The sequence below is a fragment of the Paenibacillus sp. V4I3 genome (genome assembly GCF_030817215.1).
Lineage (GTDB): Bacteria > Bacillota > Bacilli > Paenibacillales > NBRC-103111 > Paenibacillus_E.
The window spans coordinates 5,181,144-5,203,358 of sequence record NZ_JAUSZA010000001.1 but is presented as its reverse complement, the minus strand read 5'-3'; the positions used below and the strand labels follow the sequence as shown (position 1 = coordinate 5,203,358).

The 22,215-nt window shown below is 45.7% G+C and carries 25 protein-coding genes and 1 pseudogene; 23 read left to right on the top strand and 3 right to left on the bottom strand.

The genetic code is table 11. The features are described from left to right. Window positions 1–41 precede the first annotated feature (41 nt). Complete coding sequence (locus QFZ77_RS24005; RefSeq protein WP_373462766.1) at window positions 42–305, top strand: hypothetical protein; 264 nt, start codon at window positions 42–44, stop codon at window positions 303–305. Window positions 306–373: 68 nt separating this feature from the next. After that, a complete protein-coding gene (locus tag QFZ77_RS24000; protein WP_307443227.1) occupies window positions 374–679 on the top strand; it encodes a glycoside hydrolase family 30 beta sandwich domain-containing protein in 306 nt (101 codons plus the stop codon). Window positions 680–705: 26 nt separating this feature from the next. Here the strand turns inward: QFZ77_RS24000 and QFZ77_RS23995 are convergent, their stop codons facing one another. Next, on the bottom strand, window positions 706–858 hold the full coding sequence (locus QFZ77_RS23995) for a hypothetical protein (protein WP_171688098.1): 153 nt from the start codon (window positions 856–858) through the stop codon (window positions 706–708). Between the two features lie 103 nt (window positions 859–961). Beyond that, window positions 962–1,717 (bottom strand): ArsR/SmtB family transcription factor, encoded by a 756-nt coding sequence (locus QFZ77_RS23990; RefSeq protein WP_307449791.1) that lies wholly within the window; start codon window positions 1,715–1,717, stop codon window positions 962–964. A gap of 251 nt (window positions 1,718–1,968) precedes the next feature. Here QFZ77_RS23990 and QFZ77_RS23985 point away from each other — a divergent pair, with 251 nt between their 5' ends. The 17 genes from QFZ77_RS23985 (at window position 1,969) to rpoN (ending at window position 17,963) form a co-directional block, all read left to right on the top strand. Further along, entirely contained in the window at window positions 1,969–2,316 is a 348-nt protein-coding gene (locus QFZ77_RS23985; RefSeq protein WP_307443226.1) for an ester cyclase, read from the top strand. A gap of 64 nt (window positions 2,317–2,380) precedes the next feature. Next, the gene (locus QFZ77_RS23980) at window positions 2,381–2,785 is read left to right on the top strand and encodes an ester cyclase (RefSeq protein ID WP_373462765.1); all 405 of its coding nucleotides are present in this window, start codon (window positions 2,381–2,383) and stop codon (window positions 2,783–2,785) included. Between the two features lie 87 nt (window positions 2,786–2,872). Continuing rightward, on the top strand, window positions 2,873–3,409 hold the full coding sequence (locus QFZ77_RS23975; protein WP_307443223.1) for an NADPH-dependent FMN reductase: 537 nt from the start codon (window positions 2,873–2,875) through the stop codon (window positions 3,407–3,409). 202 nt (window positions 3,410–3,611) lie between these two features. Next, entirely contained in the window at window positions 3,612–4,265 is a 654-nt protein-coding gene (locus tag QFZ77_RS23970; protein ID WP_307443220.1) for a M48 family metallopeptidase, read from the top strand. A gap of 378 nt (window positions 4,266–4,643) precedes the next feature. Then, the gene (locus QFZ77_RS23965; protein ID WP_307443219.1) at window positions 4,644–5,093 is read left to right on the top strand and encodes a DUF3888 domain-containing protein; all 450 of its coding nucleotides are present in this window, start codon (window positions 4,644–4,646) and stop codon (window positions 5,091–5,093) included. 193 nt (window positions 5,094–5,286) lie between these two features. Continuing rightward, window positions 5,287–6,441, top strand: coding sequence for a serine hydrolase domain-containing protein (locus QFZ77_RS23960; protein WP_307443217.1), 1,155 nt, complete (start codon window positions 5,287–5,289; stop codon window positions 6,439–6,441). Window positions 6,442–6,585: 144 nt separating this feature from the next. Further along, window positions 6,586–6,942, top strand: coding sequence for a DUF3870 domain-containing protein (locus QFZ77_RS23955; protein ID WP_307443215.1), 357 nt, complete (start codon window positions 6,586–6,588; stop codon window positions 6,940–6,942). Between the two features lie 124 nt (window positions 6,943–7,066). Beyond that, entirely contained in the window at window positions 7,067–7,891 is an 825-nt protein-coding gene (locus QFZ77_RS23950; RefSeq protein ID WP_307443214.1) for a M55 family metallopeptidase, read from the top strand. Window positions 7,892–7,912: 21 nt separating this feature from the next. Further along, window positions 7,913–8,845, top strand: a complete 933-nt coding sequence (locus QFZ77_RS23945) for an ABC transporter permease (RefSeq protein WP_307443212.1) — start codon at window positions 7,913–7,915, stop codon at window positions 8,843–8,845. Window position 8,846: 1 nt separating this feature from the next. Continuing rightward, complete coding sequence (locus QFZ77_RS23940) at window positions 8,847–9,764, top strand: ABC transporter permease (protein WP_307443211.1); 918 nt, start codon at window positions 8,847–8,849, stop codon at window positions 9,762–9,764. A gap of 20 nt (window positions 9,765–9,784) precedes the next feature. Beyond that, window positions 9,785–10,816, top strand: coding sequence for an ABC transporter ATP-binding protein (locus QFZ77_RS23935; protein ID WP_307449788.1), 1,032 nt, complete (start codon window positions 9,785–9,787; stop codon window positions 10,814–10,816). A 31-nt stretch (window positions 10,817–10,847) separates the two neighbouring features. Further along, on the top strand, window positions 10,848–12,491 hold the full coding sequence (locus tag QFZ77_RS23930) for a peptide ABC transporter substrate-binding protein (protein ID WP_307443209.1): 1,644 nt from the start codon (window positions 10,848–10,850) through the stop codon (window positions 12,489–12,491). 72 nt (window positions 12,492–12,563) lie between these two features. After that, window positions 12,564–13,496 (top strand): S66 peptidase family protein, encoded by a 933-nt coding sequence (locus QFZ77_RS23925; RefSeq protein WP_307443208.1) that lies wholly within the window; start codon window positions 12,564–12,566, stop codon window positions 13,494–13,496. A 77-nt stretch (window positions 13,497–13,573) separates the two neighbouring features. Then, window positions 13,574–14,677: a dipeptide epimerase gene (locus tag QFZ77_RS23920; protein ID WP_307443206.1), complete on the top strand. Its 1,104-nt coding sequence runs from the start codon at window positions 13,574–13,576 to the stop codon at window positions 14,675–14,677. Next, complete coding sequence (locus tag QFZ77_RS23915) at window positions 14,674–15,597, top strand: C40 family peptidase (protein ID WP_373462647.1); 924 nt, start codon at window positions 14,674–14,676, stop codon at window positions 15,595–15,597. The genes QFZ77_RS23920 and QFZ77_RS23915 overlap by 4 nt, the downstream gene beginning before the upstream one ends. A 507-nt stretch (window positions 15,598–16,104) precedes the next feature. Beyond that, entirely contained in the window at window positions 16,105–16,518 is a 414-nt protein-coding gene (locus QFZ77_RS23910) for a glycoside hydrolase family protein (RefSeq protein ID WP_307443203.1), read from the top strand. A gap of 119 nt (window positions 16,519–16,637) precedes the next feature. Further along, window positions 16,638–17,963: an RNA polymerase factor sigma-54 gene (gene rpoN, locus QFZ77_RS23905; protein ID WP_307443201.1), complete on the top strand. Its 1,326-nt coding sequence runs from the start codon at window positions 16,638–16,640 to the stop codon at window positions 17,961–17,963. An 18-nt stretch (window positions 17,964–17,981) separates the two neighbouring features. On the opposite strand, the gene ablB is transcribed toward rpoN, so the two are convergent. Then, on the bottom strand, window positions 17,982–18,839 hold the full coding sequence (gene ablB / locus QFZ77_RS23900) for a putative beta-lysine N-acetyltransferase (protein WP_307443200.1): 858 nt from the start codon (window positions 18,837–18,839) through the stop codon (window positions 17,982–17,984). A 346-nt stretch (window positions 18,840–19,185) separates the two neighbouring features. Between ablB and QFZ77_RS23895 the strand changes: the two genes are divergently transcribed. The 4 genes and pseudogenes from QFZ77_RS23895 to QFZ77_RS23880 all read left to right on the top strand — a co-directional run bounded on the left by QFZ77_RS23895 (window position 19,186) and on the right by QFZ77_RS23880 (window position 22,189). Further along, on the top strand, window positions 19,186–19,449 hold the full coding sequence (locus tag QFZ77_RS23895) for a YokU family protein (RefSeq protein WP_307443198.1): 264 nt from the start codon (window positions 19,186–19,188) through the stop codon (window positions 19,447–19,449). A 33-nt stretch (window positions 19,450–19,482) separates the two neighbouring features. Then, window positions 19,483–20,847 (top strand): aspartate aminotransferase family protein, encoded by a 1,365-nt coding sequence (locus QFZ77_RS23890; RefSeq protein WP_307443196.1) that lies wholly within the window; start codon window positions 19,483–19,485, stop codon window positions 20,845–20,847. Then, window positions 20,831–21,559, top strand: coding sequence for a CoA transferase subunit A (locus tag QFZ77_RS23885; protein WP_307443194.1), 729 nt, complete (start codon window positions 20,831–20,833; stop codon window positions 21,557–21,559). The genes QFZ77_RS23890 and QFZ77_RS23885 overlap by 17 nt, the downstream gene beginning before the upstream one ends. Then, window positions 21,526–22,189: pseudogene (locus QFZ77_RS23880) on the top strand (3-oxoacid CoA-transferase subunit B). Before QFZ77_RS23885 ends, QFZ77_RS23880 begins: the two are co-directional and overlap by 34 nt. Window positions 22,190–22,215 lie beyond the last annotated feature (26 nt).

The window sequence follows — 22,215 nt, the reverse complement described above, 5'->3', positions numbered from 1 at the left end:
ATTCTACCATTGTCATCGATAGGGAGAAAAAGTATCAATAGATCGACGGCTTCGGTGCGGCTATGACGGATTCATCCGACTGGTTGATTGCGAACAAGCTAAATCCTGAGCAAAGAAGCGATCTGATGAATAAATTGTTCGATCATAAGCAAGGCATCGGCATTAGCTATTTGTGGCTCCCGATGGAAGCCGCGGATTTTTCTCTAAAGAGCTACACATATGACGATGTGCCAGAAGGGCGGACTGATCCTGAGCTTAGGAAATTTTCGATCGATTATGGGCCCCTGATTTCGCGGACAGTCTGAAGTGGAATTTGGCCCTTGATGAAACGTACGGGCCCAAGAACGGGGGTTGTCCCAAATGTCGCGGCTTCGTGAAGATCGATCAGAAGATCGGGGCGATTTCCTATAATCCGGAGTATTATGCTTTCGGGCATGCGGGTAAGTTTGTGCGGGCGGGAGCTTATAGGATCGATTCGAACGCGCTCGGCAGCGGAAATATCGAGGATGTCGCCTTCCGAAATCAGAACGGTTCCGAGGTGCTCGTCGCTTTTAATTCAGCTGCTGAGAGCAGATCGTTCAAGGTGCAGCGGGGAAGCAAGTCGTTCTCATACGTGCTTCCTGCTGGCGCGGCAGCTACTTTCGTATGGATGGGAGAAAAGAGAGGCGCGATAAAATAAAACCGCCATCTTTGGCGGTTAGTGAATTAAGGTTCATCGATATATTCTTCTTCGTTTGGGATGCTGTTCAAAAGGTTTTTATCTACTTTTTTCTGATCTTGCTCGGTGTTGGTGTCGCAGTTAACAATACAATTCATTATTTCTTCGGAGTTGTCTTGAATATTTGTGTACTCAACCATGTTTGAACCTCCTTTCATTGAATTAGAGTTTCCAAGATCAAGCCATTTATTCGAGTAGGGATTTGGACGCTTATGAAGAAGCGTAGTTTTCTATTTGCTTTTATTAATCGTTAGTAAGTGTTGAGCCGGTTTCAAGTAATGTCTTCATACCCGAAAGTACAATAGGTAGACCCATTTCAAGAATCTTTGCGGTGTTTATTGCTTGTTCAAATTCATCATGCACGACTGTTACAAGGGTAATACCGTCTAACTCGGTATGAGAATCGATTTCCCACGTAATACGTGACGGGCTTTCAGAGGCCGTGTCTGGAAACGCGGGGAACTGCCAACTCATAACCAGCTTATGTGGAGGAGACATTTCGAGAATGATTCCATTTGCTAGTTTTTTCTCCTCTCGGTTCCATAGTTCGAAAGAGGAGCCAATTTCCCAGTTGGATCGGATGGCGCAATTGTACCAAAACTTTGATGTCTTGGCCGGATCTGTAATGGCTTGCCACACTTGTTCGGGTGTCGCTTTAATGGCAATTCGGTTTACATGTCGGGGTTTATTCTCCATATTCGTTTCACGCTCCAATTCGTTTTTAAGTGATGTTAATTCGATAGCCCATGGTTCGGCGTATTTGCTCACCCATCGGTCGTATATTTGTCGTATGGGCACTGAATTTAGATAATGCAGCTTTTCCCTGCCAACTTTTCTGGTGGTAATGAGGTTGGCTTCCTCCAGAATATTAAGATGCTTCATTACACCGAATCTTGACATTTGCAAAGGGGTACAAAGATCGTTCAACGTTCGCCCATCTGTTGCGTGAAGCAGATCTAAGAGTGTGCGACGGCTAGGATCAGCAAGTGCCTTAAATATATCGTTATCTACTTGGAACGCCTCCTTCTAAAAGTATGCTTACGAGCATGCTTTTTTTGTTCTTGACATGTTACCAAATGGTAACGTATTATAAAGGTGACAGTATAGTCACATATTAGCATAAACAAGTTTGTTTGTCAGCCGGCGATAAACAGATCCGTCTAACTCGACTAGTTATTGTAACATAATCGCTCGAAAACATTGTTGTCTCAAAGCATTTCATGTATGTACAAAAAAGGAGATGTTTTATTATGAAAACGATTGAACAGAAGAATATTGAAACGGTAACATCGTTTATTGAGGCTTTTTCGAATCAAAATGATTTGGATTGTACAGATCAATTCTTTTCTAATCAAATAGGGGAGGCATTTCCTGATAAACACTACTCAGTGGAAGAGGTCATTGCCCAAGGGGAGAAGGTAATAGCGAGAATCTTTATGACAGGTACGCATAAAGGTGCGTTTGCAGGAAATTCACCTACGGGCAATTCAGTTAAGGTCACTCAGTTTCGTGAATTTCGTGTAGTAGATGGCGAGATTATCGAACATCGTGGTTGGTTCGATACAGCGACACTTTTGCCCCAAATTAAAGCCAATTAACTTCAGGTTCTGAACGAGAATGAGGTAGTAAAAGGCAAACATATATCAACAAAGGAGATGTTTTATTGTGATAACAATTGAACAGAAAAATATTGAAACGGTAACAGCGTTTATCGAGGCTTTTTGGAATCAAAGTGATTTGGAGTGTACAGAACAATTTTTGTCAACCGATTATCAAGAGCTCTCTTATCAATCAAAAGAAGGTCTGAAACAATTTGCTGGAAGAATATTAGAGGCATTTCCTGATAAACTCTACACAGTGGAAGAGATCGTAGCTCAAGGGGAGAAGGTAATCGTAAGAATGGTTGTGAGAGGTACGCATAAGGGATTGTTTTTTGGAAACTTACCTACAGGCAATTCAATTGATGTTACACTGTACCGTCAATATCGAGTCGTAGATGGTAAGATTGCCGAACATCGAGGTTGGATCGATATGATGACAATGTGGCGCCAATTACAAGCCAACTAATTTCCGGATGCAGTCAAATAACACATGAGAATACTTGCAGAATTGAATCATAAGCTCAAAATAGGAATTCATAAGGAGGCTCTTTATATGCTGAAGATTGGAATTATTTTAGGAAGTACTAGACCTGGACGGGTGAGTCCACAAGTGGGAAATTGGGTCAAAGAAATTGCAGATAAACGCGGAGATGCAAGCTACGAGTTAGTGGATATTGCAGACTACAAATTGCCCTTTTTTGGTGATCCGGGCAGCGAAGAACAAATCAAAAATTGGACTGAAAAATTGAATAGTCTTGATGGTTTTGTGTTTATTACGCCAGAATACAATCACAGTATTACTGGTGCTTTAAAAAACGCACTCGATTTAGCACGTGAGGAATGGAATAACAAAGCTGCAGGTATCATTAGTTATGGGTCAACTGGCGGGGCACGAGCGGCTGAGCATCTGAGAGGAATCTTAGGAGAGTTACTAATTGCTGATGTGAAAGCACATCCAACTTTATCGATATTTACCGATTTTGAGAATTATAGCACATTTAAGCCAGCTGAATTACATCTTCACAATATTAAACTTATGCTGGATCAAGTGATCGCATGGAGTGGAGCGCTTCAAACACTGCGCAAGTAGGTTCAGAACCAATCCGACGACTGTGGGCAAATGAAAAACTAGACAATCACCAGATGAGAAACGCTTGGTCCTTACATACTCAGGGATCAAGCGTTTTCTATTAATTTTAACTAACATAAAGGTTTCCCACATTGCAAAATAAATGGAAAAATGTTTTGATACTTTTATACGATTTATAAATAACCTTTTAGGAACGATGTTTATGAAAATTGAATTTGAAAATAATACGATAGAATTTAATGTTCAATATGGAATTAGAAAAAAGATCTCAATTCATATTGATTCTATGGGTTTCATAACTGTTAAAGCTCCTAATGATACAAGTAAGGAGATGGTGATGAGTGCTGTGAAACATCATGGGAAAGGGATCTCGGAAAAATTACAACTCATTGCGGAAGCTCGAGAAACCCCGAAGACAAGAGAGTATCAAGATAAAGGAAAGTTCCTTCATCTTGGAAAATATGTTTTTCTCCATGAGTTAATCGAGACGGATGAGCTAAATGAAGAAGAATTGAAAATGAATCTTAAGAAGTTCTATTTCTCAAGCTGCAAGAAGATTGTAGGGGAACGAATCAAAATTTATCAAACACAACTAAAAGTAAAACCCAAAACGATTGAGGTAGATGAGTCCAAAACCAAGTGGGGAAGCTGCAGCTCGGACAAAAAAATAACCTTTAATTATCGGTTAGCCATGGCTCCAGTTGAAGTTATTGATTATGTCATCATTCATGAGCTATGTCATCTCCTTCATATGAATCATGATCGATCATTTTGGAGACGTGTAGGAAGCATTATGCCGGATTATAAAGAAAAGGAAGCGTTTTTGGCACGGCATGGACATGCTATGACACTTTGAGAAACAGAACTCAATACTATCTGAAAAAGTCAGCCGGTCTAAGTGAATCGGTTGACTTTTTTCTATTTAGACAAGGAGTATAATGCTTAAAAAATGTAACTATACTTCGAAAAATACGTCTTCAGCTAATTTCGAGGAAGCATTGGATTGGGCAGTCGAACAGGGCTTAAAGCATGTTGAAGTCCGAGTCATTAGGCCGTTCGGATGGGTTTAATTCTAATTTGAAACTAACAAGGAACGATCATTAATAGATAAAGTTTATGAAGCAGGCGCCGCGGCGACCTGTTTTATTTTTGGTGGTAGCGCGCAGATTAAAGTGATGAACATCACTCCTTTTGGAAAACTTATCAATGTAGTTTAACAAAGGGGGGCTTTTCAATGAGAAACAAATGGGTCATTGTTTATGTTCTAATCATTGCATCATTAGTTACATGGCAAATTTCTTGTGCTGCTTCAGCACATACAAAGCCTGAAAAAGATTCCAAGGAATTGAAAATACAAGATATGCTTGTGCTGTTTTTATTACCATATATGAAGGACAAGCTCTCTGAGGTGTATTCCACGGATTTAAAAGGTGCACCAGATTTGTATCCTTATTTTATTGATGTTAAACAGGTAGATCGATTAAACGGGTTTCGAGGGTTTGAATTTCAGATTACACTTGAAGCAACTCCTACTGTGGGACCTCATATTGCTGTTGGCGACGATCTCTTTACATTTGAAGTGAAATCCGGAGTAGATGTTAAACTCGTGAAATTTGAACATTTGAAGGGACCCAATAAAAAGGACTTTCCACCGAATTATCAAGACCTCTTAACCATTCAGTGACGAAGCAGTTAAACCTATAATCCTAAGATAACAGTCAAACCATCGGCAGCAGTCGAGGTTTGACTGTTTTTGCGTATTGTCCTAAGCCCACGTTTTTCTAACAAAAAAAATGCTACACAGCAGGAATAGACTTTATTATAATGTAAATATATCGATAAATTCTTTTGCCAAAAAAGGACAAAGGAGGATCGCCTTGAAATCTTTGGATGAACGGATCCAACAGATTATGGACAAGCATCGGATCGTTGGTTTAGCAGCCTCGATGATTTACGAAGGGCGTTTGATTTGGTGTGGAGGGTATGGATGGGCGAATGTGGAAAGACGCATACCCGTTTCGACTCAAACCATTTTCCGGATTGCTTCAATTTCGAAGACAGTGGTCGCGACAGCGATTATGCAGCTTGTGGAGAAGGGCTTATGCGGTATCGATCAGGATGTAGGAGAACTACTCGGGTTTCTGGTGCGTAATCCAAAGTATCCAGATAAACCGATAACGCTCAAACATATCATGACCCATACTTCGGGGCTGCAAGATGAATATGTTCGCTTTGTCGTTGATTCGCGAAATGAGAACCCGCCCCAAAAACGTCTTGCGGATATCTTATTGCCAGGCGGGACTTATTACACGGACAACCTCTGGGGAGAAGGGAAGGCCGGGGATTCGGATTGCTTTGAATACTCAAATCTGGGTGCCGTCATTCTAGCAACTGTCGTGGAACGGCTTTCGAATGAACGTTTTGACGAATATTGCAAGTGGCATCTGTTCGAACCGCTTCAAATGAACGAGACGAGTTTTCATATTGGCGATCTCAAGGATATGGATTCCGTTGCTGTGCTGTATGAATATTCCGAGGTCAATGATCGATTTATTGTAGGAACGGACGATTTTCGTGGAAGAAAACCGGACGCAATCGATTACAGCGGATATATACCGGGCACCAACGGAGCACTTTTCAGCCCTCAAGGCGGACTGCGCACAAATGTAGATGAATTAACGCGGTTTTTGGAAGCGCATATAAATGCGGGTGAATTGAACGGCGTTCAAATTCTGAAGCCAGAGACAGTGGACCTTATGCACTTCCCTCATTGGTCGGGACATAGACGAGATGGCTTCTTCCGTAATTGCGGGCTCCAGTTTCAGATTACAGACGATCTGATCCCGGGACACAGACTTATTGGACATTCCGGTGATGCTTATGGACTGCTTAGCGATATGTATTTTCATAAACAGGAAAAATGGGGCTTTATTTTACTGATGAACGGTCTTATCCAAAGAAAAGATCATGGCGTTTATTTTGAAGCAGAAGAAGAGCTTACACGGTTATTGCATGCCACTTTCCTTGAGTAAGTGATTCATTATTTACAACATGTTAATTCGATGTTAGAATATATTACACCATTAGTGTTCTAGCTTCTGGCGGTCGTAGGAAGCACCCCCCTTCCCACATCCCGCTCGGAAACCGAACAGAATGCTAATTAGGAGAGTGGTCGTTTGCTTTACGACAAAGACACAATTTATGTTATCGGCGACGCTCAAGCTTCCGTGAACAATCCTATTACTCAGCAGTACAACGCATTTTTTATCGGACTTGTCGTGGATACCACTAGCCATAAAATTATCGATGCAGGATGTTCATCCACAATTCCGCTTACATCGGATTTTGTACGCTCGATCTTTATCGGTCACAATATGCTGCTCCTTGATGTGGTGACGGAGGAAATCCGGCGCAGATATCATGGATCATCTCAGAAGGCTCTGAGCGTAGCGTATAAAGACGCACACAAAAAATATAAATTAGCACTTAACGGCCGAGAAGAACTGGGTTTCCAATCTTCCGGTACAGTGTAAGCTGCTTTATTTATCCGTATGGAAACATACCCGTAAATAAAACCCAGCAAATAGTCTCTTGGGATGAATGTTCCCTTGGCTGTTTGCTGGGTTTTTGCAACTCTACACTATGGGAGGATAACCTATGAAACTGTATATTTCCATTGATATGGAAGGCATCACTGGACTTGTCGATAACACGTTTATCGATTCTAGACAGTACAACTATACTCGCGGGCAGCACATCATGACGGATGAAGCCAATTATGTTATAGGAACTGCTTTTGATTCAGGCTGCAAGGAAGTCATCGTCAATGATAGTCACTCCAAAATGAACAATCTGTTGATCGAGAAGCTCCATCCCGAAACACAGTTGATCTCAGGTGATGTGAAGCCGTTTTCCATGGTACAAGGATTAGACGCCTCTTTCGCAGGAGCGGCTTTTCTAGGCTATCACACTAGAGCGGCCACCAAAGGGGTACTAAGCCATACGATGATCTTCGGCGTTCGTAATATGTACATAAATGATAGAGTAATTGGCGAGCTGGGTTTTAATGCTTATGTTGCCGGTCATTACGGCGTACCTGTTCTATTGGTAGCTGGGGACGATGAGACTGCGATTGAAGCGGAGGAGCTTATTCCGGGAATCACGACAGCGATTGTGAAAAGGCGGATTTCCCGGACTTCGGCTTTGTGCCTAACCCCGGAAAAAAGCGGACAGCTGCTCCGGGAGAAAACGAGGGAAGCATTAGCTAATCGCAGTAAGGTCAAGCCGCTCGTAACGCCGGATAATCCGGTGTTGAAGATTGAATTTGCCAACTATGGTCAAGCAGAATGGGCACACTTGATGCCGGGTACGACCATTGATGATAATAGCCCTATTGTTACTTTTCAGGCTAAAAATATTCTAGAGGCCTACCAAGCCATGTTGGTTATGACGGAATTGGCGATGAGAACGGCATTTTGTTAAAAAGCGGGAGTGGGTGATAGCGTGACACAATATATTCTTCGCAGATTTATCTCCATGATTGTCACACTGTGGCTAATTATTACGGTTACTTTTGCACTGATGCATGCTGTTCCGGGGTCGCCATTCGAAAAGGAGGGCAAGAATTCGAATCCGACGGCGGTTCAGAACATGATGGAATTTTACCATTTGGACCAACCCATTACGACTCAGTACCTGCTTTATTTAAAATCGCTGCTTTCATTGGACCTTGGACCTTCCATCGGCCACTTCCCCGATACCGTCAATTCCATGATCAGCCGGGGATTTCCAGTATCGTTTAAGCTCGGTATCGTGTCCATCCTTATTTCTATCGTAACCGGTATCGCACTCGGCACAGTCGCAGCATTGAGGCAGAACCGAATCATAGACTACCTCGCCATGATCTTCGCCGTTATTGGCATTGCGGTACCCAACTTCATTGTGGCGACCTTGCTGATCAAATATGTAGCAGTCGAATGGAAGCTCCTTCCCGTAGCTACATGGGGAACCTGGAAACATGTCATCCTGCCTGCACTTGCGTTATCGACTGGGCCTCTTGCGATCATTGCAAGATTGACAAGGGCCAGCATGCTGGAAGTGTTGACGGCAGACTACATTGAAACGGCAAGGGCCAAAGGACTGTCGCCCGCAACGATTGTCATTAAGCACGCGCTCCGTAATGCGGTACTTCCGGTCATCACACTGCTTGGCGCTTTGGTAGCCAACGTTCTCACAGGGAGCTTCGTTATCGAAAAGATATTCGCCATTCCGGGAATGGGCAAATATTTCGTTGATGGCATTAATAATCGGGATTACTCGCTTATTATGGGCACGACTGTCTTCTATAGCGCTCTTTTAGTCTTTATGATGTTTCTGGTGGATATCGCCTACGGCATCATTGACCCCCGCATCAAACTGCACAGGAAGGAGGGGTAGGATGAACGTTCCAGATTCCTTATTTGTCCCAATGAGCAAGAGTAACGGTACGGCTGAAGCGATTGTCCGAATACGGCTGTCGTTCTGGCAGGAAGCATGGATTAGGCTTCGTGCAAACAAACTGGCCATGGTGGGGTTAATCATCGTTCTATTGATGTCGCTACTGGCCATCCTTGGACCGTTCCTTACCGACCATAGCTACTCGAAACAGGTGCTGCTCGATGCCAATCAAAATCCATCTGCAGCCCACTGGTTCGGTACGGATGAACTTGGACGCGACGTCTATGCCCGTATCCTTTACGGAGCACGCATCTCGCTATTTATCGGCCTCATGGCTGCTTTGATCGATTTCGTCATCGGCATTATTTATGGCGGCATCGCTGGTTACTTAGGCGGAAGGATCGACAATCTTATGATGCGGTTCGTTGATCTTTTATACGGGATCCCTTATTTGCTTGTCGTCATCCTGTTGATGGTAGTCATGGGTCCAGGCCTATTAACTATCATCGTGGCTTTAAGTGCCACAGGCTGGATCGGAATGGCACGCATCGTGCGCGGACAAGTGCTTAGTTTGAAATCATCGGAGTACGTGCTGGCGGCAAGGACGTTAGGCGGAGGTGCGGGTTATATTATCCGCAAACATTTATTACCCAACGCGCTAGGAGTCATTATCGTGCAAGTGACGTTCTCGGTGCCATCAGCCATCTTCGCAGAAGCGTTCTTAAGCTTTCTTGGCTTAGGTATTCAGCCTCCCTTGGCAAGCTGGGGCGTCATGGCCAACGACGGTCTGTCGACCATTTTGTCAGGTCAGTGGTGGCGGCTGTTCTATCCGGCGTTTTTCATATCGATGACCATGCTTGCTTTTAATCTGGTGGGCGATGGATTGCAGGACGCTTTTAATCCGAAGAGGAGGAGGTAGCCAACGTGAATGCAACGAACATGTCCGACGTTCTATTGGAAGTGGACAATCTTCATGTCTCGTTCACCACACATGGTGGAGAAGTGAAGGCGGTCCGCGGAGTCAGTTTTACGCTAAGTAAGGGAGAGACTTTGGCTATCGTAGGCGAGTCCGGCTGTGGTAAAAGTGTAACTGCCCGCAGCATGACGCGCCTTCTTCCCGAGCATAGCTCGAAGATCAGCCAAGGCAGTATCCGCTATAAGGGCAGGGAACTGACATTACTCAGTGAGAAGCAGCTGCGAGAGCTGAGAGGCTCTGAAATTTCAATGATTTTCCAAGATGCGATGACAGCCTTAAACCCCACCATCTCCATAGGTGAGCAGATTATGGAAGGAATCATCCGCCATCAGAAAATATCGCGTGCAGAAGCCCGTAAGCAAGCAACTGAAATGCTCGGTCTGGTAGGTATTTCCAACCCCGAGATGCGTTTGAAGCAATATTTGCATGAGTTCAGCGGTGGCATGAGACAACGGATTATGATCGCTATCGCAGCGGTATGCAAACCTTCCGTTCTTATTGCGGACGAGCCGACTACGGCACTGGATGTCACCATTCAGGCCCAAATCATTGAGCTGTTCAAAATGCTCCAGAAGAAAACCGGTGTTTCCATTATCATCATCACGCATGACCTTGGTGTTGTTGCGAATATGGCCGATCGGGTCAATGTGATGTATGCCGGTAAGGTCGTTGAAGCAGGGACAGTGGATGAGCTGTTCCACAATCCGCAGCATCCCTACACCAAAGGGCTGCTGGCTTCCATGCCGCGTCTAGACACGGATAAGTCACTTCCGCTCACTCCAATTGCTGGAACACCGCCGGATTTGTTTGCTCCGCCACAAGGCTGTGGTTTTGCAGCGCGCTGCAGTTATGCCATGGAAGTATGCGGTGCCTATCAGCCGGAGCAGACTGCTGTATCGAGCAGCCATTCGGTTGCCTGTTGGCTTCAGGATCCGCGCTCTCAATTTGTATTCCAGCCGCCGATGAAGAGTAACATGATGTCGGCTCTAGGATAAATAAGACCATGAACGAAGGGGAGAAGTGCTCATGAAAAAAGTTTCAGCAATGCTAATCAGCTCCGTATTGGTATTCAGTACGTTACTAGCCGGATGCAGCAAAGATCCAGGGTCCGGAACGCAAGAGTCTGGAGCCAAGCAGACGGAAGCAGCCAAAGAAACGAAGTCCAAAATCCTCCTTTACAACAATTTAAAAGAACCAACATCCCTCGATCCTCCGAAAGGATTTGACCAAGTTTCTTACGACGTTGTCAATAATGCGTTTGAGGGATTGACGCGTCTTGGCAAGAACCAGTCTCCTGAGCCAGCTATGGCGAAAGAGTGGAAAGTCACTCCTGATGGGAAAAAGTACACGTTCACGCTTCGTGACAGCATTAAGTGGTCCAATGGAGATCCGGTAAAAGCTGCCGACTTTGAGTATGCATGGAAGCGTCTGTTGGATCCGAAAACTGCTTCTGACGCAGCTTTCCTCGCATATCCTATTGAAGGTGCAGAAGCTTTCAACTCCGGTAAGGGTACTGCGGGCGATGTGAAAATTAAGGCTCTGGACGACAAGACACTTGAAGTTACTTTGACACAGCCTGCTTCTTGGTTGATTGGCATGGTATCCAGTCCGGCGTTCTTCCCGGTACATAAGGCAACAGTAGAAAGCAACGCCAAATGGGCCGGCGAAGCGGCTACGATTGTAAGTAACGGGCCGTTCAAAATTACCGAATGGAAGCACGATAGTGAGCTGAAAATGGTGAAAAACGACCAGTACTGGGATGCCGCAAACGTAAAACTGACGGGTGTTACTTTCAAAATGATCAATGATACCAACACCGCTTACCAGCTCTTCACTACTGGCGAGCTTCATACAACCGGATCCATTCCGGCTGACATGAGCGATAAATTGTTTGCAGAAAACAAAGTGAAGGTTGAAGATGCTGCAGGAACTGCGTTCTACCGCTTTAATGTGAAAATGGCACCTTTCAATAACGTCAACATTCGTAAAGCTTTTGTTGGGGCTGTAGACAGACAGAAGCTTGTAGATTTGGTATTAAAGCAAAAGCAGAAACCGGCAGACGGTTATGTATCTCCTGGACTCAAGGATCCTGCGGGTGGAGACTTCCGCAAGGTTGGCGGCAGCCTAATCAAGTTTGATGCGGCCGAAGCGAAAAAGCTATTGGACAAAGGGATGCAGGAAGCCGGATACACGAAGCTGCCAGAAGTTACTTTGACTTATAATACGAACGATGTGAGTCAACGAATTGCTCAAACGCTTCAAGCTATGCTCAAAGATAACTTAGGTATCGATGTGAAACTGGCAAACAAAGAAGGAAAAGTTCTGACTACCGAACAAAAGGCTCTGCAGCTGCAATTGTCACGTTCTTCGTTCCTCCCGGACTTTGCCGATCCGATCAACTTCCTGGACGGCTTCCAATCGACGAATCCGTTCAGCCGAACAGGGTGGGTTAACGCTTCTTATGATAAATTGATCAAAGACGCATATGTAGAATCGGATGAGGCTAAACGATACAAAATGATGCATGATGCGGAGAAGATTTTAATGGACGAAGCTCCGGTTCTGCCGCTTTACTTCTATAATTCCACTTACCTGCAAAGCGACAAATTGGAAGGCGTCGTTAGACACGCTTTCGGCTTCCTCGACTTTAAGTGGGCGGATTTAAAATAAAATCGGATGATCAAGGGATGCACCTGTAAGAGGTGCTTCTCCCTTTTTTTCATGCGGGTAAGGAGTGCCTTGATGGTTGAGCTTATAAAGCCTAGGCGGTTAAGCCCTGGCGATACGGTAGCCATAACGGCGCCGGCTAGTTGGTCTGACAAGGATCAAGTGAAAGCGGCTTCGTCCTATCTGGAGGAGCTGGGGCTCCATGTGCGGCTGGGAAATACCCTCTCTATGCAGCATGGCTATCTGGCAGGAACGGATGAGCAGCGGGCAGCGGAATTGAACGAAATGTTCGCCGATCCGACGATCAAAGCGATCATTTGTGCGCGTGGCGGTTACGGTACCGGGAGAATGGCAGATTTGCTGGACTATGAACTCATTCGCGCTAATCCGAAGATTTTCTGGGGTTATAGCGATATTACCTTTCTACATGCGGCGATAGGTCGTTTAGCGGGTTTGGTTACTTTTCATGGTCCGATGTTGATCGATCTGGGAAAAGAGGATGTGCACCCGCTCACGATTCAAAATTATGAGACGCTTCTTCGCCCTTCCGTTCTTCGCTATACGGAGGAGATTTCCCCTCTGCAAACCTTAGTTGAAGGAGAAGCGTGCGGGGCCCTCGTGGGAGGGAACATTTCCTTGATTGTTAGTACGCTTGCAACTCCTTATGAGCTGCACACGAGGGGGAAACTCCTTTTTATTGAAGATATTGACGAAGAGCCCTATAGGTTGGATCGGATGTTAAACCAGTTAAGACTAGCAGGTAAATTCGCTGAAGCAGCCGGCATTCTGATCTGCGATTTTAACAATTGCGTGCCGAACAAACGGAAAGTGTCGCTTACTTTAGAGCAAATATTTAACGATCACATCGTTTCTGCAGGGAAGCCGACACTCGCTGGATTTAAGATCGGCCACTGCTCTCCCAACATTGCGGTTCCGATGGGCATAGGAGCAAGAATGAGTACGTACGATAAGCTGCTGGCATGTATGGAACTCGGTGTAGAGGCATAAGCTTATGCTTCCGAAGTCGTTTTGTGGCATAAGCCCGCTTCGCTTGCATAGCTGCACAAAACTTTCAGGAGGCAAACATGAACATTCAAAGTGTTGAAGTAATGCGGCAATCGACTCCGCTCATTAAGCCATTTAAAACAGCACTGCGTACGGTGTATAAAACGGAGTCTATCATCGTTCGGATTCAAGCTAACGATGGCAGGATCGGATGGGGAGAGGCACCGGCAACGATCGTAATCACCGGCGACAGCTTGGATAGTATCCATTCGTCTATTGTAAATACGTTCACCCCCTTACTTATTGGCAAAAACGTACTGGCGTACGAGCGCATTCTGCAGGAGATTCATCATTCGATGATAGGCAGCAGCAGTGCCAAAGCGGCAGTAGATATGGCTATATACGATCTGGTCGCGCAGTATTGCGGTTTGCCATTGTACCAGTTCCTAGGTGGATATAAGGATCAGATAGAGACAGATTACACGGTAAGCGTCAATTCACCTAAGGAAATGGGAGAAGACGCTATCCGTTATGTGCAGGAAGGCTTCAATGTACTGAAGATAAAGGTTGGCAAAGATGTTATCCAAGAGGATATCGAAAGAATTAAGGAAATCCGCAGTTGTGTCGGCAGCAGTGTGAAAATACGCATAGATGCGAATCAGGGGTGGCAGGTAAAGGACGCCATCCGGACTATCCGCCGCATGGAGGATTTGGGGCTTGATATTGAATTGGTAGAACAGCCAGTGAAAGCTAACGACATTGAAGGGCTGAAAATGGTTACAGATAGTGTGGAAACCCCCATTATGGCAGATGAGAGTGTATTTTCTCCGGCACAAGCCTTCGAAGTGCTGAAACACCGCGCAGCCGATCTGATTAATATCAAACTGATGAAATCCGGCGGTATTTACAAAGCGCAAATTATTAACCATATCGCAGAAGAATTCGGTGTCGAGTGCATGGTGGGAAGCATGATCGAATCTCGTGTGGCTGTAACAGCAGCAGCTCATCTGGCAGCTAGCAAGAAGAACATTACCCGTTTTGATTTCGATGCTCCTTTAATGATGCTTAACGATATTGTGGTTGGCGGTGTGAAATATGACGGCAGAATGATGACCTTCCCAAAAGAAGCAGGCCTTGGCATTCGGGATGTGGTCCCCAGCGAAAGTGTTGTGGGGTGGTCATGAGTATGCAGAAACGGATGACAGTCGGTGTTTCCGTCGCAACGGTTTGGACGAAGCCGGAATCTCCTCGGCTAATGGATGAGCCTGCATTGAAGCATCCAGCCGAAATCAGAGTATGGCTGAGCAGCATGACTTTGGACGATAAGCTGGACTTGTGGGAAGGGAACCGGATTCAGACTCAAATTCTTTATGGTACCTACGTTCTTGTCATGGAAGAACTGGAAGATTGGATCAAAGTGCTCATTCCGCAGCAGGGAACACGCAAGGAAGCTTTAGGCTACCCCGGCTGGGTGCCAAGATGCCAGCTAGTTAGAGAGTCGGAAGCCTATGCGGGCTCGAAGAGAGCGGAAGTGATAACAGCTCAAGCGTGGCTGTATCGGAATCCGTCCGAACGCTCGATCGAGTTGAGCTATCTGACCTCTCTTCCTGTCCTTGATGAAACCGAAGAATGGGTAAAGGTGAAGACGCCAGAGGGTGCTGGTTGTTTAAAAGTGAACGAGGTTCGCCTGATCGATGGCTCTCTGATCCCCGAGCCTAGTGAAGGCCACATCGGACGTGGAATCGTGGAGCAGGGGAGAAGATTTCTTGATCTGCCTTATTTATGGGGCGGAATGTCCTCATTTGGCTACGATTGCTCCGGTTTTGCATATAGCATGCACAGATATTTTGGGATTTCGATTCCAAGAGACGCCTCTGACCAAGCTAAGCAGGGAACGCTCATTGCAAAGGAACAACTGGAACCGGGGGATTTGCTCTTTTTCGCTTATGAAGAAGGCAAGGGAGCTATTCACCATGTGGGGATTTACGCTGGAGACAATCAGATGATCCATTCCCCTGAATCGATCAAATCAATTGAAATTGTGGATTTAAGCAGCTATAAGTTAGCCAAAGAGCACTGCGTGTCAAGGCGTTACTGGAGCTAGCGCAGTGTTCAAACAGCTCGTAAGATGATGATCTTACGAGCTTTTTTTATTCTAAATGAGTGAATAGTTAAGGGGGTACATAGTATGATGAAGTTTTATAACCTTCGAACGAAGATCTTGACGGCTATTCAGATCCTTTCGATGGTGTATCCAGTCATCGCTTTACCATCTGCATCCGCAAGTGCACCGACTGTTTAGGGTGAAGCTGACGGATGGAGGCGCTTATCTCGGTATTGTAGTCCGATACACAGATGCAAGCAATTACTATATGTTCAGAGTAAACAAGACAAGTGAAGCCAGAGTCGAACTCAGCAAAAATGTGGCCGGCACGTCGACAAAGTGTCCTATAAGGCAGCAGAGGAAATGTCCTTTGATGAATCGAATCTGTCTGAAGCTGCAAGCGAGACGACCACGGTCACGCCAACGGATTCGGATGATCCAATCCCTGACCCGACGGAGTAGGGGAATATTGCCAACGGCATCCCTTGGTTAGACACGGACGGCAATGTGATGCAAGCCCATGGCGGCGGCGTCATCAAATCGGGCGACACGTACTATTGGTTCGGTGAAGACAAGAGCCACAATTCGGCTTTGTTTAAGGCGGTATCCGTATATGCATCTAAGGATTTGATCCAATGGGAGTTCCGCAATCAGGCGCTCACGATTGCGTCCGATCCGGCCAACCTCACAAACGCTAAGATCGAGCGGCCTAATGTAATGTACAATGAGAAAACAAAGAAATATATCATGTGGGGCCACTGGGAGGTCGGCAGCAATTATAACGAGGCAAATGCTTACGTTGCTGTATCGGATACGGTAGTAACCGAGTCTGTCTACGGCTCAACCGCTCCGACATGCGGCATCCATACTCAATGCGAGCGCAAACTACTTGATCGCATTGTGGACTATATCGTAGTGTAATAGGAGAAGACGTCAATATTTCAAACGGCGTCTTCTTTCTTTTCTAGTCGAAATGGACAAAAAGGGTTCGTACTTGAATACATATATAAGCAAAGCAAAAACATAAAGGGGTGATGTACATGCGCCCAGGATACGGAATGTTCCAACAACAAGCCGTAAAAATGCGAATGACTCCGCAATTGCGAAAAGCCATAACGATACTGCAACTCTCGACACCGGAATTGCTGGAGGTTGTCCAGCAGGAGATGAATGATAACCCGGTATTGGAATTCAGCGGAAACGAATGGGATGCTTATAACGCCTCGCATAAATTCCATACTGCATCAGTCAGGCGTGAACACATCTATGACCCCATTCATCACGCAGCATCAAACGAGGTATCCTTGGAAAGGCATTTAAAGGAGCAGTTGGGCTTTGTAAAAAAGATCCAGCCATCCATTCGTAAAATGATCGCGTTTATGATCGGAAATCTGGATGATAATGGATATCTTGTACCTTCCTTAAATGAAATATCCGACGTATGTAAGGTCGATCTTGCTCAAGCGGAGCTTGCCCTAAGGATCTTGCAGGGCTTTGAGCCCATCGGCGTGGGAGCAAGAAATTTGAGAGAATGTCTGCTTCTTCAGGTCCAGTCCTTGTCGAAGTACTTTCCGTTAGTATCCTTACTAATTCGTAATCATCTAAAGGATGTTGCGGATTATCGCATTCATAAATTGTCGACGATGCTGCAAGTGACAGCACAAGAACTTCAGGCTGCGATCGATGTGATCAAAGGGCTGAATCCTAGACCCGGTGCAGCTTTTCACACAGAAGCTATTCATTATATCATTCCCGAGGTCATCATCGAGAAGGCAGGTGAACAGCTCGTTGTGTTGATTCATCAAACAGCGTCGCCCCGCCTCTCCGTTAATGGTTATTACGAACGAATGGTGAAGGATAGCAGCGACAATAACGAAGCAACAAAGTTCCTCTTTGGTAAATTAAATTCAGCGATGTTCTTCCTGAAGTGTTTGGAGCAAAGACGAAAGACCATATATCGCGTATCGCAAGCTATTGTGGAGGAACAGACCGATTTTTTCTGGAAGGGAACTTCCAATCTCAAACCGATGACTTTGAAGCGAATTGCCGATAAATTGGGCGTACATGAATCGACGGTCAGCCGTGCAACGTCTGGAAAATATGCCCAAACCCCATGGGGCATCTTCGAGTTGAAATACTTTTTCCCCTCCGGTTTGCAAATGAACCTTGGAGATTCAGCGTCCTCGGAGCACGTAAAAGCGAGAATAAAGGAATGGATCCATGGGGAAAACCACGCCAAGCCTTACTCCGACCAGAAGCTGACAGAGTTAATGATGAAGGAAGGCATTCAAATTTCTCGCCGTACGGTAACCAAATATCGGGAGGAGTTAGGCATTTCTTCTTCCCTGAGAAGAAAACGCATATAGTTTCTAAAGGGGTCAAAATCACTTCAGCATTTTGGCCCACAAATTCATGTCCTCAAATTTATCGTAGATATCGCAATTTTTCGTTAGTCTGCCGTAATAACGGTATCCCATCTGGAAGAAAACGGCATTCATACCGAAAGAAAGGGCTCTGGATAAGGAGTAAGCACAAGTGATGTTTCGTGCGATTAATTCATCTTCCAAGGCATGCATAAGAAGTCTCATGAGTCCTTGATTTCGATAAGCAGGGAGTGTGGCGCAATCCGTCATTTCCGCATTGGCGTAGACCGTATTGATCTCAGCGGAGGCGGCGCTAATCAGTTGATCCGGCGATTCTACGAGATAATAAATCGTTCCCTCGCGCATGGTTTTTTCGACGTAAAAAGGATCATTCATCGGTGTCGGGTACGTTTGAAATATTTGATCGTATAAAACAGAAAGCCGCTCAGCATCCTCCATCCGAGCTATACGCAGTGTATAGTATTCAGGAACCAAGGGCCGATCCGGCTTGAGGGGAAGAGCTAGCACTTGCTTTAGAATTTGATCTTCCTCCATCCAATAGTCGCTAGTCCGCCGCTCAAGATCATTATAAAGAGCCATACAGTAAGCATCGCCACCGTTGAAATATCCTTTATAAATTCCCTCCAGCATGCAGCCTTTGGATAGAAAGGTTTGCCAATCATCCTCTCTCGATTTAATAAACACTTTGGTCAAAGCATTGGCTTTGGCAATTTCACCTATCCTCTTGCAGACGGCATCCACATTTCCCAGATAGTCATCCACCCGCAGCCTTTTGTTAAAAAAATCGAGGCAAAAGCTTACCGTATAATCGTCGCCTTTCTCAACTTGATTCGTATACGTTGGCTGATTATTAGGCATCCTGCATTCCCCTTTCTCCCTAAAATGGTTCTATTCAGTTATTTGCAAAAATGGTGCCAACTGCAAAACGAGATCATGGTTTGTGCTGCAAGCACGCAATACCGTATGAATTCTAATTTTTTGCTGCCAAAAATATAGCTACTGCCAAATAATTGGCGGCTTTTCCCGCGATAACCTACCCTGCAGAAGTTAGATGCCTACTTCGAAAAGTTGGTATGTATTTTGCATAGTAATCAGGTAGCGATAAGAATGTTCTAAACAAATAAATTCTGGGGCCCCCGCAAAGTAATAGGACTAAGCTTCGAAGCATTACTTCACTTTGTGGGGTACATTGAGGAGGAAGCATATGAAGTGCATGTGGTGTGAAACGGAGGATATCCGTGAAAGCGTGAAAGATTGCTACTGGGTCATGCCGGATGGGAGAGTGGCGGTTCAGATTTTGGAAGTCCCCGCTATCGAATGTTCCAACTGCCGTACTTACGTTTTGGAGAGCACCGCGCAGCAAATTGAAGAGACATTATATTGGCATGATGTGTCCGCGCTTGGAACCTCATTTCGTTATGAAGATCTGTTGAAGGCTCCGCGGGTTAAGAATATGTTTCTCAAATAAAACCGTAGCGATGGTTACAATGGGGGGAGCCTTATGAAGCGGGAGCATTTAATCAAGCCGGTTTTGGATCACCATTATCCCACCATTCAATATGGAAAAGGCGTCTTTTTGTACGATGATCAAGGCAAAGCCTATATAGACGCATCGTCGGGGGCTGTGACAGCCGGAATCGGGCACGGGGTTCAAGAAATCATCGATGCGATGCTGGAGCAAGCGGGCAAGGTCTCTTTTGTCTACCGTTCTCAGTTTACAAGTGAACCAGCCGAAAAGCTGGCGAAGAAGCTAAGTGATTTGGCGCCAGGCAATGATTACTGGGCTTTCTTTGTGAACAGCGGATCCGAAGCAACGGAGACGGCGATGAAGATTGCCATCCAGCACTGGCAGGAGAAGGGTCGCCAAGGAAAAAATAAAGTTATTTCAAGAAGGATGAGCTATCACGGTATAACGATGGGCGCTCTTTCGATGTCAGGCCATGTACTTAGAAGAAGACGATTTATTCCGTTATTAGAGGACTTTCCAGTTGTCGTCCCCCCTTATTGCTACCACTGTCCCTTGAACAAGGCCTATCCGGATTGCAAGTTAGCGTGTGCGGACGATTTGGAAACCGCCATAAAGCGGATCGGCGCCGAACATATCGCCGCATTCATAGCAGAGCCGATCATTGGTGCTGCAGGTGGTGCTATTGTTCCACCTGAAGGATATTACAAGAAGATCAAGGAGATCTGCGAACGGAATGAGATTCTTTTTATCGCCGATGAGGTCATGACGGGAATTGCCCGTACAGGAGCTATGTTCGGCATGGAGCATTATGGCGTCGAACCGGATCTGATGGCTCTAGGAAAAGGCATGAGCGCCGGATATACACCAATGGCAGCAACGTTGGTTAAAGATCACGTGATGGAACCCATTTTGCAGGGATCCAAAAGCATCATGTCCGGCCACACTTACAGCGCAAATCCGCAATCAGCGGCAGTTTCACTGGCGGTTCTCGCCTATATCGAAAAGCATCAGTTAGTCAGGGCAGCAGAGATCAATGGCAGTTATTTGCTGGGCCAGATGCGCCAAATGGCTGACGGGATCGAGATCATCGGCGATGTAAGGGGCCAAGGACTTCTTCTGGCCATGGAATTTGTTTCCGATCGGACCGACAAGAAGTCGTTTCCATCAGGGCTAGGTGTCACCTCTCGAATCGTCGAAAAAGCCTTTCAAAAAGGCCTTCTCGTGTACCCTGCGGCAGGCGCGATGGACGGGGTAGGGGATGTCATTATAGTGGCTCCACCTTTTGTGATTACAGAAGAAGAAATCGACCAGCTCGTGCTGATTTTGGATGCATCCATTCGGGAAGTTATGGTTGAGTTACCCGACTCGTATTGGAGGAGAAATGATGATCCCACGTGAGAACGCACATGTCATAGACGGAAAAGTAAGGACCTTGGAAGAGGCACTTCTAGCGATAAACGATGGCTGTACGTTGATGTATGGCGGGTTTGGCGGCATAGGAACGCCTCCAACGATGATCGAAGGTATTTTGCAAAAGGGGATTAAAGATTTAACGATCATTGGGAATGATACCGGGTTTCCGCAGATCGGCATAGGTCGCTTAATCACAGCAGGCAGAGTAAAGAAGGTGATTGCCTCCCATATCGGCTCCAATCCTAACGCCGGCCTAAGGATGGAGGAAGGGACGATGGAGGTAGTGTTTTACCCGCAAGGAACGTTGGCGGAAAAAATTCGGGCAGGCGGCGTAGGTCTTGGCGGGATATTGGTGGATGTCGGTGTCGGAACGATCATGGAGCAGGGAAAGGCGACTGTTTCTATCGACGAGAAAAATTATCTGGTGGAGCCGGCACTGACGGCAGACGTTGCCATTGTTCATGCGAAAAAAGCCGATACTTACGGGAATCTTGTCTATGATAAAAGCGGAAGAAACCTAAATCCATTGGTTGCCATGGCCGGGAAATTTACGATTGCTGAAGTTGATGAGATTGTACCGCTAGGCGAACTTGACCCCGAAAACATTGTAACGCCGGGGATTTTCGTAGATATGGTGATATTGAGCAGAGGGGTGACTTGGGAATGGGTATGGGAAAAGAAACCCGCGTCCGAATAGCAAAGCGGGCTGCTCAAGAATTAAAGGACGGCATGGCTGTCAATCTAGGAATCGGCATCCCGACCCAGGTTGCAGATTACGTCCCTGAAGGCATTCATGTTGTTTTTCATGCGGAAAATGGAATTTTGGCTGCAGGGGGCGCCCCGCTTCCTGGGGAAGAAGATGCTTTTCTCTGTAACGCAGGCGGATACCCCGTCACGATTACTAATGGTGCTTCCTACTGCGATAGCAGCATTGCTTTTGCCATGATTCGCAGGGGATGTATCGATATCTCGATTCTTGGTGCGCTAGAGGTCAGTGAGCGTGGGGATTTGGCCAATTGGATCGTGGCCGGGGAAGCGGGTGGCAGGGATCGGAGGGGCGATGGAGCTTGCGCAAAAAGCCAAAAAAGTCATCGTTCTTATGAACCATGTCAATCGGCAGGGGGAATCCAAGGTTAAAAAACAATGTGACTTGCCGCTAACAGCGCAGACATGCGTCAAATTGATTATTACGGAAATGGCCGTGATGAAGGTCACGGATCAAGGATTGCTTTTAAAAGAAATCATGCTTCCTTATACGGTAGAGGACGTTGTAAATCACACGGAAGCTGAATTAATCATTCCGGAGAACATCTCGTACATTCCATAAACGTGTGTTACAAACTCAATTTCTTA

Excerpts from the sequence above, each read along its gene's own strand:
- QFZ77_RS23985 (WP_307443226.1), top strand. The coding sequence starts at position 1,969 with ATGAAAACGATTGAACAGAAGAATATTGAAACGGTAACATCGTTTATT.
- QFZ77_RS23885 (WP_307443194.1), top strand. The coding sequence starts at position 20,831 with ATGATGATCCCACGTGAGAACGCACATGTCATAGACGGAAAAGTAAGG.
- QFZ77_RS23965 (WP_307443219.1), top strand. The coding sequence starts at position 4,644 with ATGAGAAACAAATGGGTCATTGTTTATGTTCTAATCATTGCATCATTA.
- ablB (WP_307443200.1), bottom strand. The coding sequence starts at position 18,839 with ATGCCTAATAATCAGCCAACGTATACGAATCAAGTTGAGAAAGGCGAC.
- QFZ77_RS23940 (WP_307443211.1), top strand. The coding sequence starts at position 8,847 with ATGAACGTTCCAGATTCCTTATTTGTCCCAATGAGCAAGAGTAACGGT.
- QFZ77_RS23890 (WP_307443196.1), top strand. The coding sequence starts at position 19,483 with ATGAAGCGGGAGCATTTAATCAAGCCGGTTTTGGATCACCATTATCCC.
- QFZ77_RS23975 (WP_307443223.1), top strand. The coding sequence starts at position 2,873 with ATGCTGAAGATTGGAATTATTTTAGGAAGTACTAGACCTGGACGGGTG.
- QFZ77_RS23995 (WP_171688098.1), bottom strand. The coding sequence starts at position 858 with ATGGTTGAGTACACAAATATTCAAGACAACTCCGAAGAAATAATGAAT.
- QFZ77_RS23895 (WP_307443198.1), top strand. The coding sequence starts at position 19,186 with ATGAAGTGCATGTGGTGTGAAACGGAGGATATCCGTGAAAGCGTGAAA.
- QFZ77_RS23930 (WP_307443209.1), top strand. The coding sequence starts at position 10,848 with ATGAAAAAAGTTTCAGCAATGCTAATCAGCTCCGTATTGGTATTCAGT.
- QFZ77_RS23915 (WP_373462647.1), top strand. The coding sequence starts at position 14,674 with ATGAGTATGCAGAAACGGATGACAGTCGGTGTTTCCGTCGCAACGGTT.
- QFZ77_RS23920 (WP_307443206.1), top strand. The coding sequence starts at position 13,574 with ATGAACATTCAAAGTGTTGAAGTAATGCGGCAATCGACTCCGCTCATT.
- QFZ77_RS23925 (WP_307443208.1), top strand. The coding sequence starts at position 12,564 with ATGGTTGAGCTTATAAAGCCTAGGCGGTTAAGCCCTGGCGATACGGTA.
- QFZ77_RS23970 (WP_307443220.1), top strand. The coding sequence starts at position 3,612 with ATGAAAATTGAATTTGAAAATAATACGATAGAATTTAATGTTCAATAT.
- QFZ77_RS23950 (WP_307443214.1), top strand. The coding sequence starts at position 7,067 with ATGAAACTGTATATTTCCATTGATATGGAAGGCATCACTGGACTTGTC.
- QFZ77_RS23935 (WP_307449788.1), top strand. The coding sequence starts at position 9,785 with ATGTCCGACGTTCTATTGGAAGTGGACAATCTTCATGTCTCGTTCACC.
- rpoN (WP_307443201.1), top strand. The coding sequence starts at position 16,638 with ATGCGCCCAGGATACGGAATGTTCCAACAACAAGCCGTAAAAATGCGA.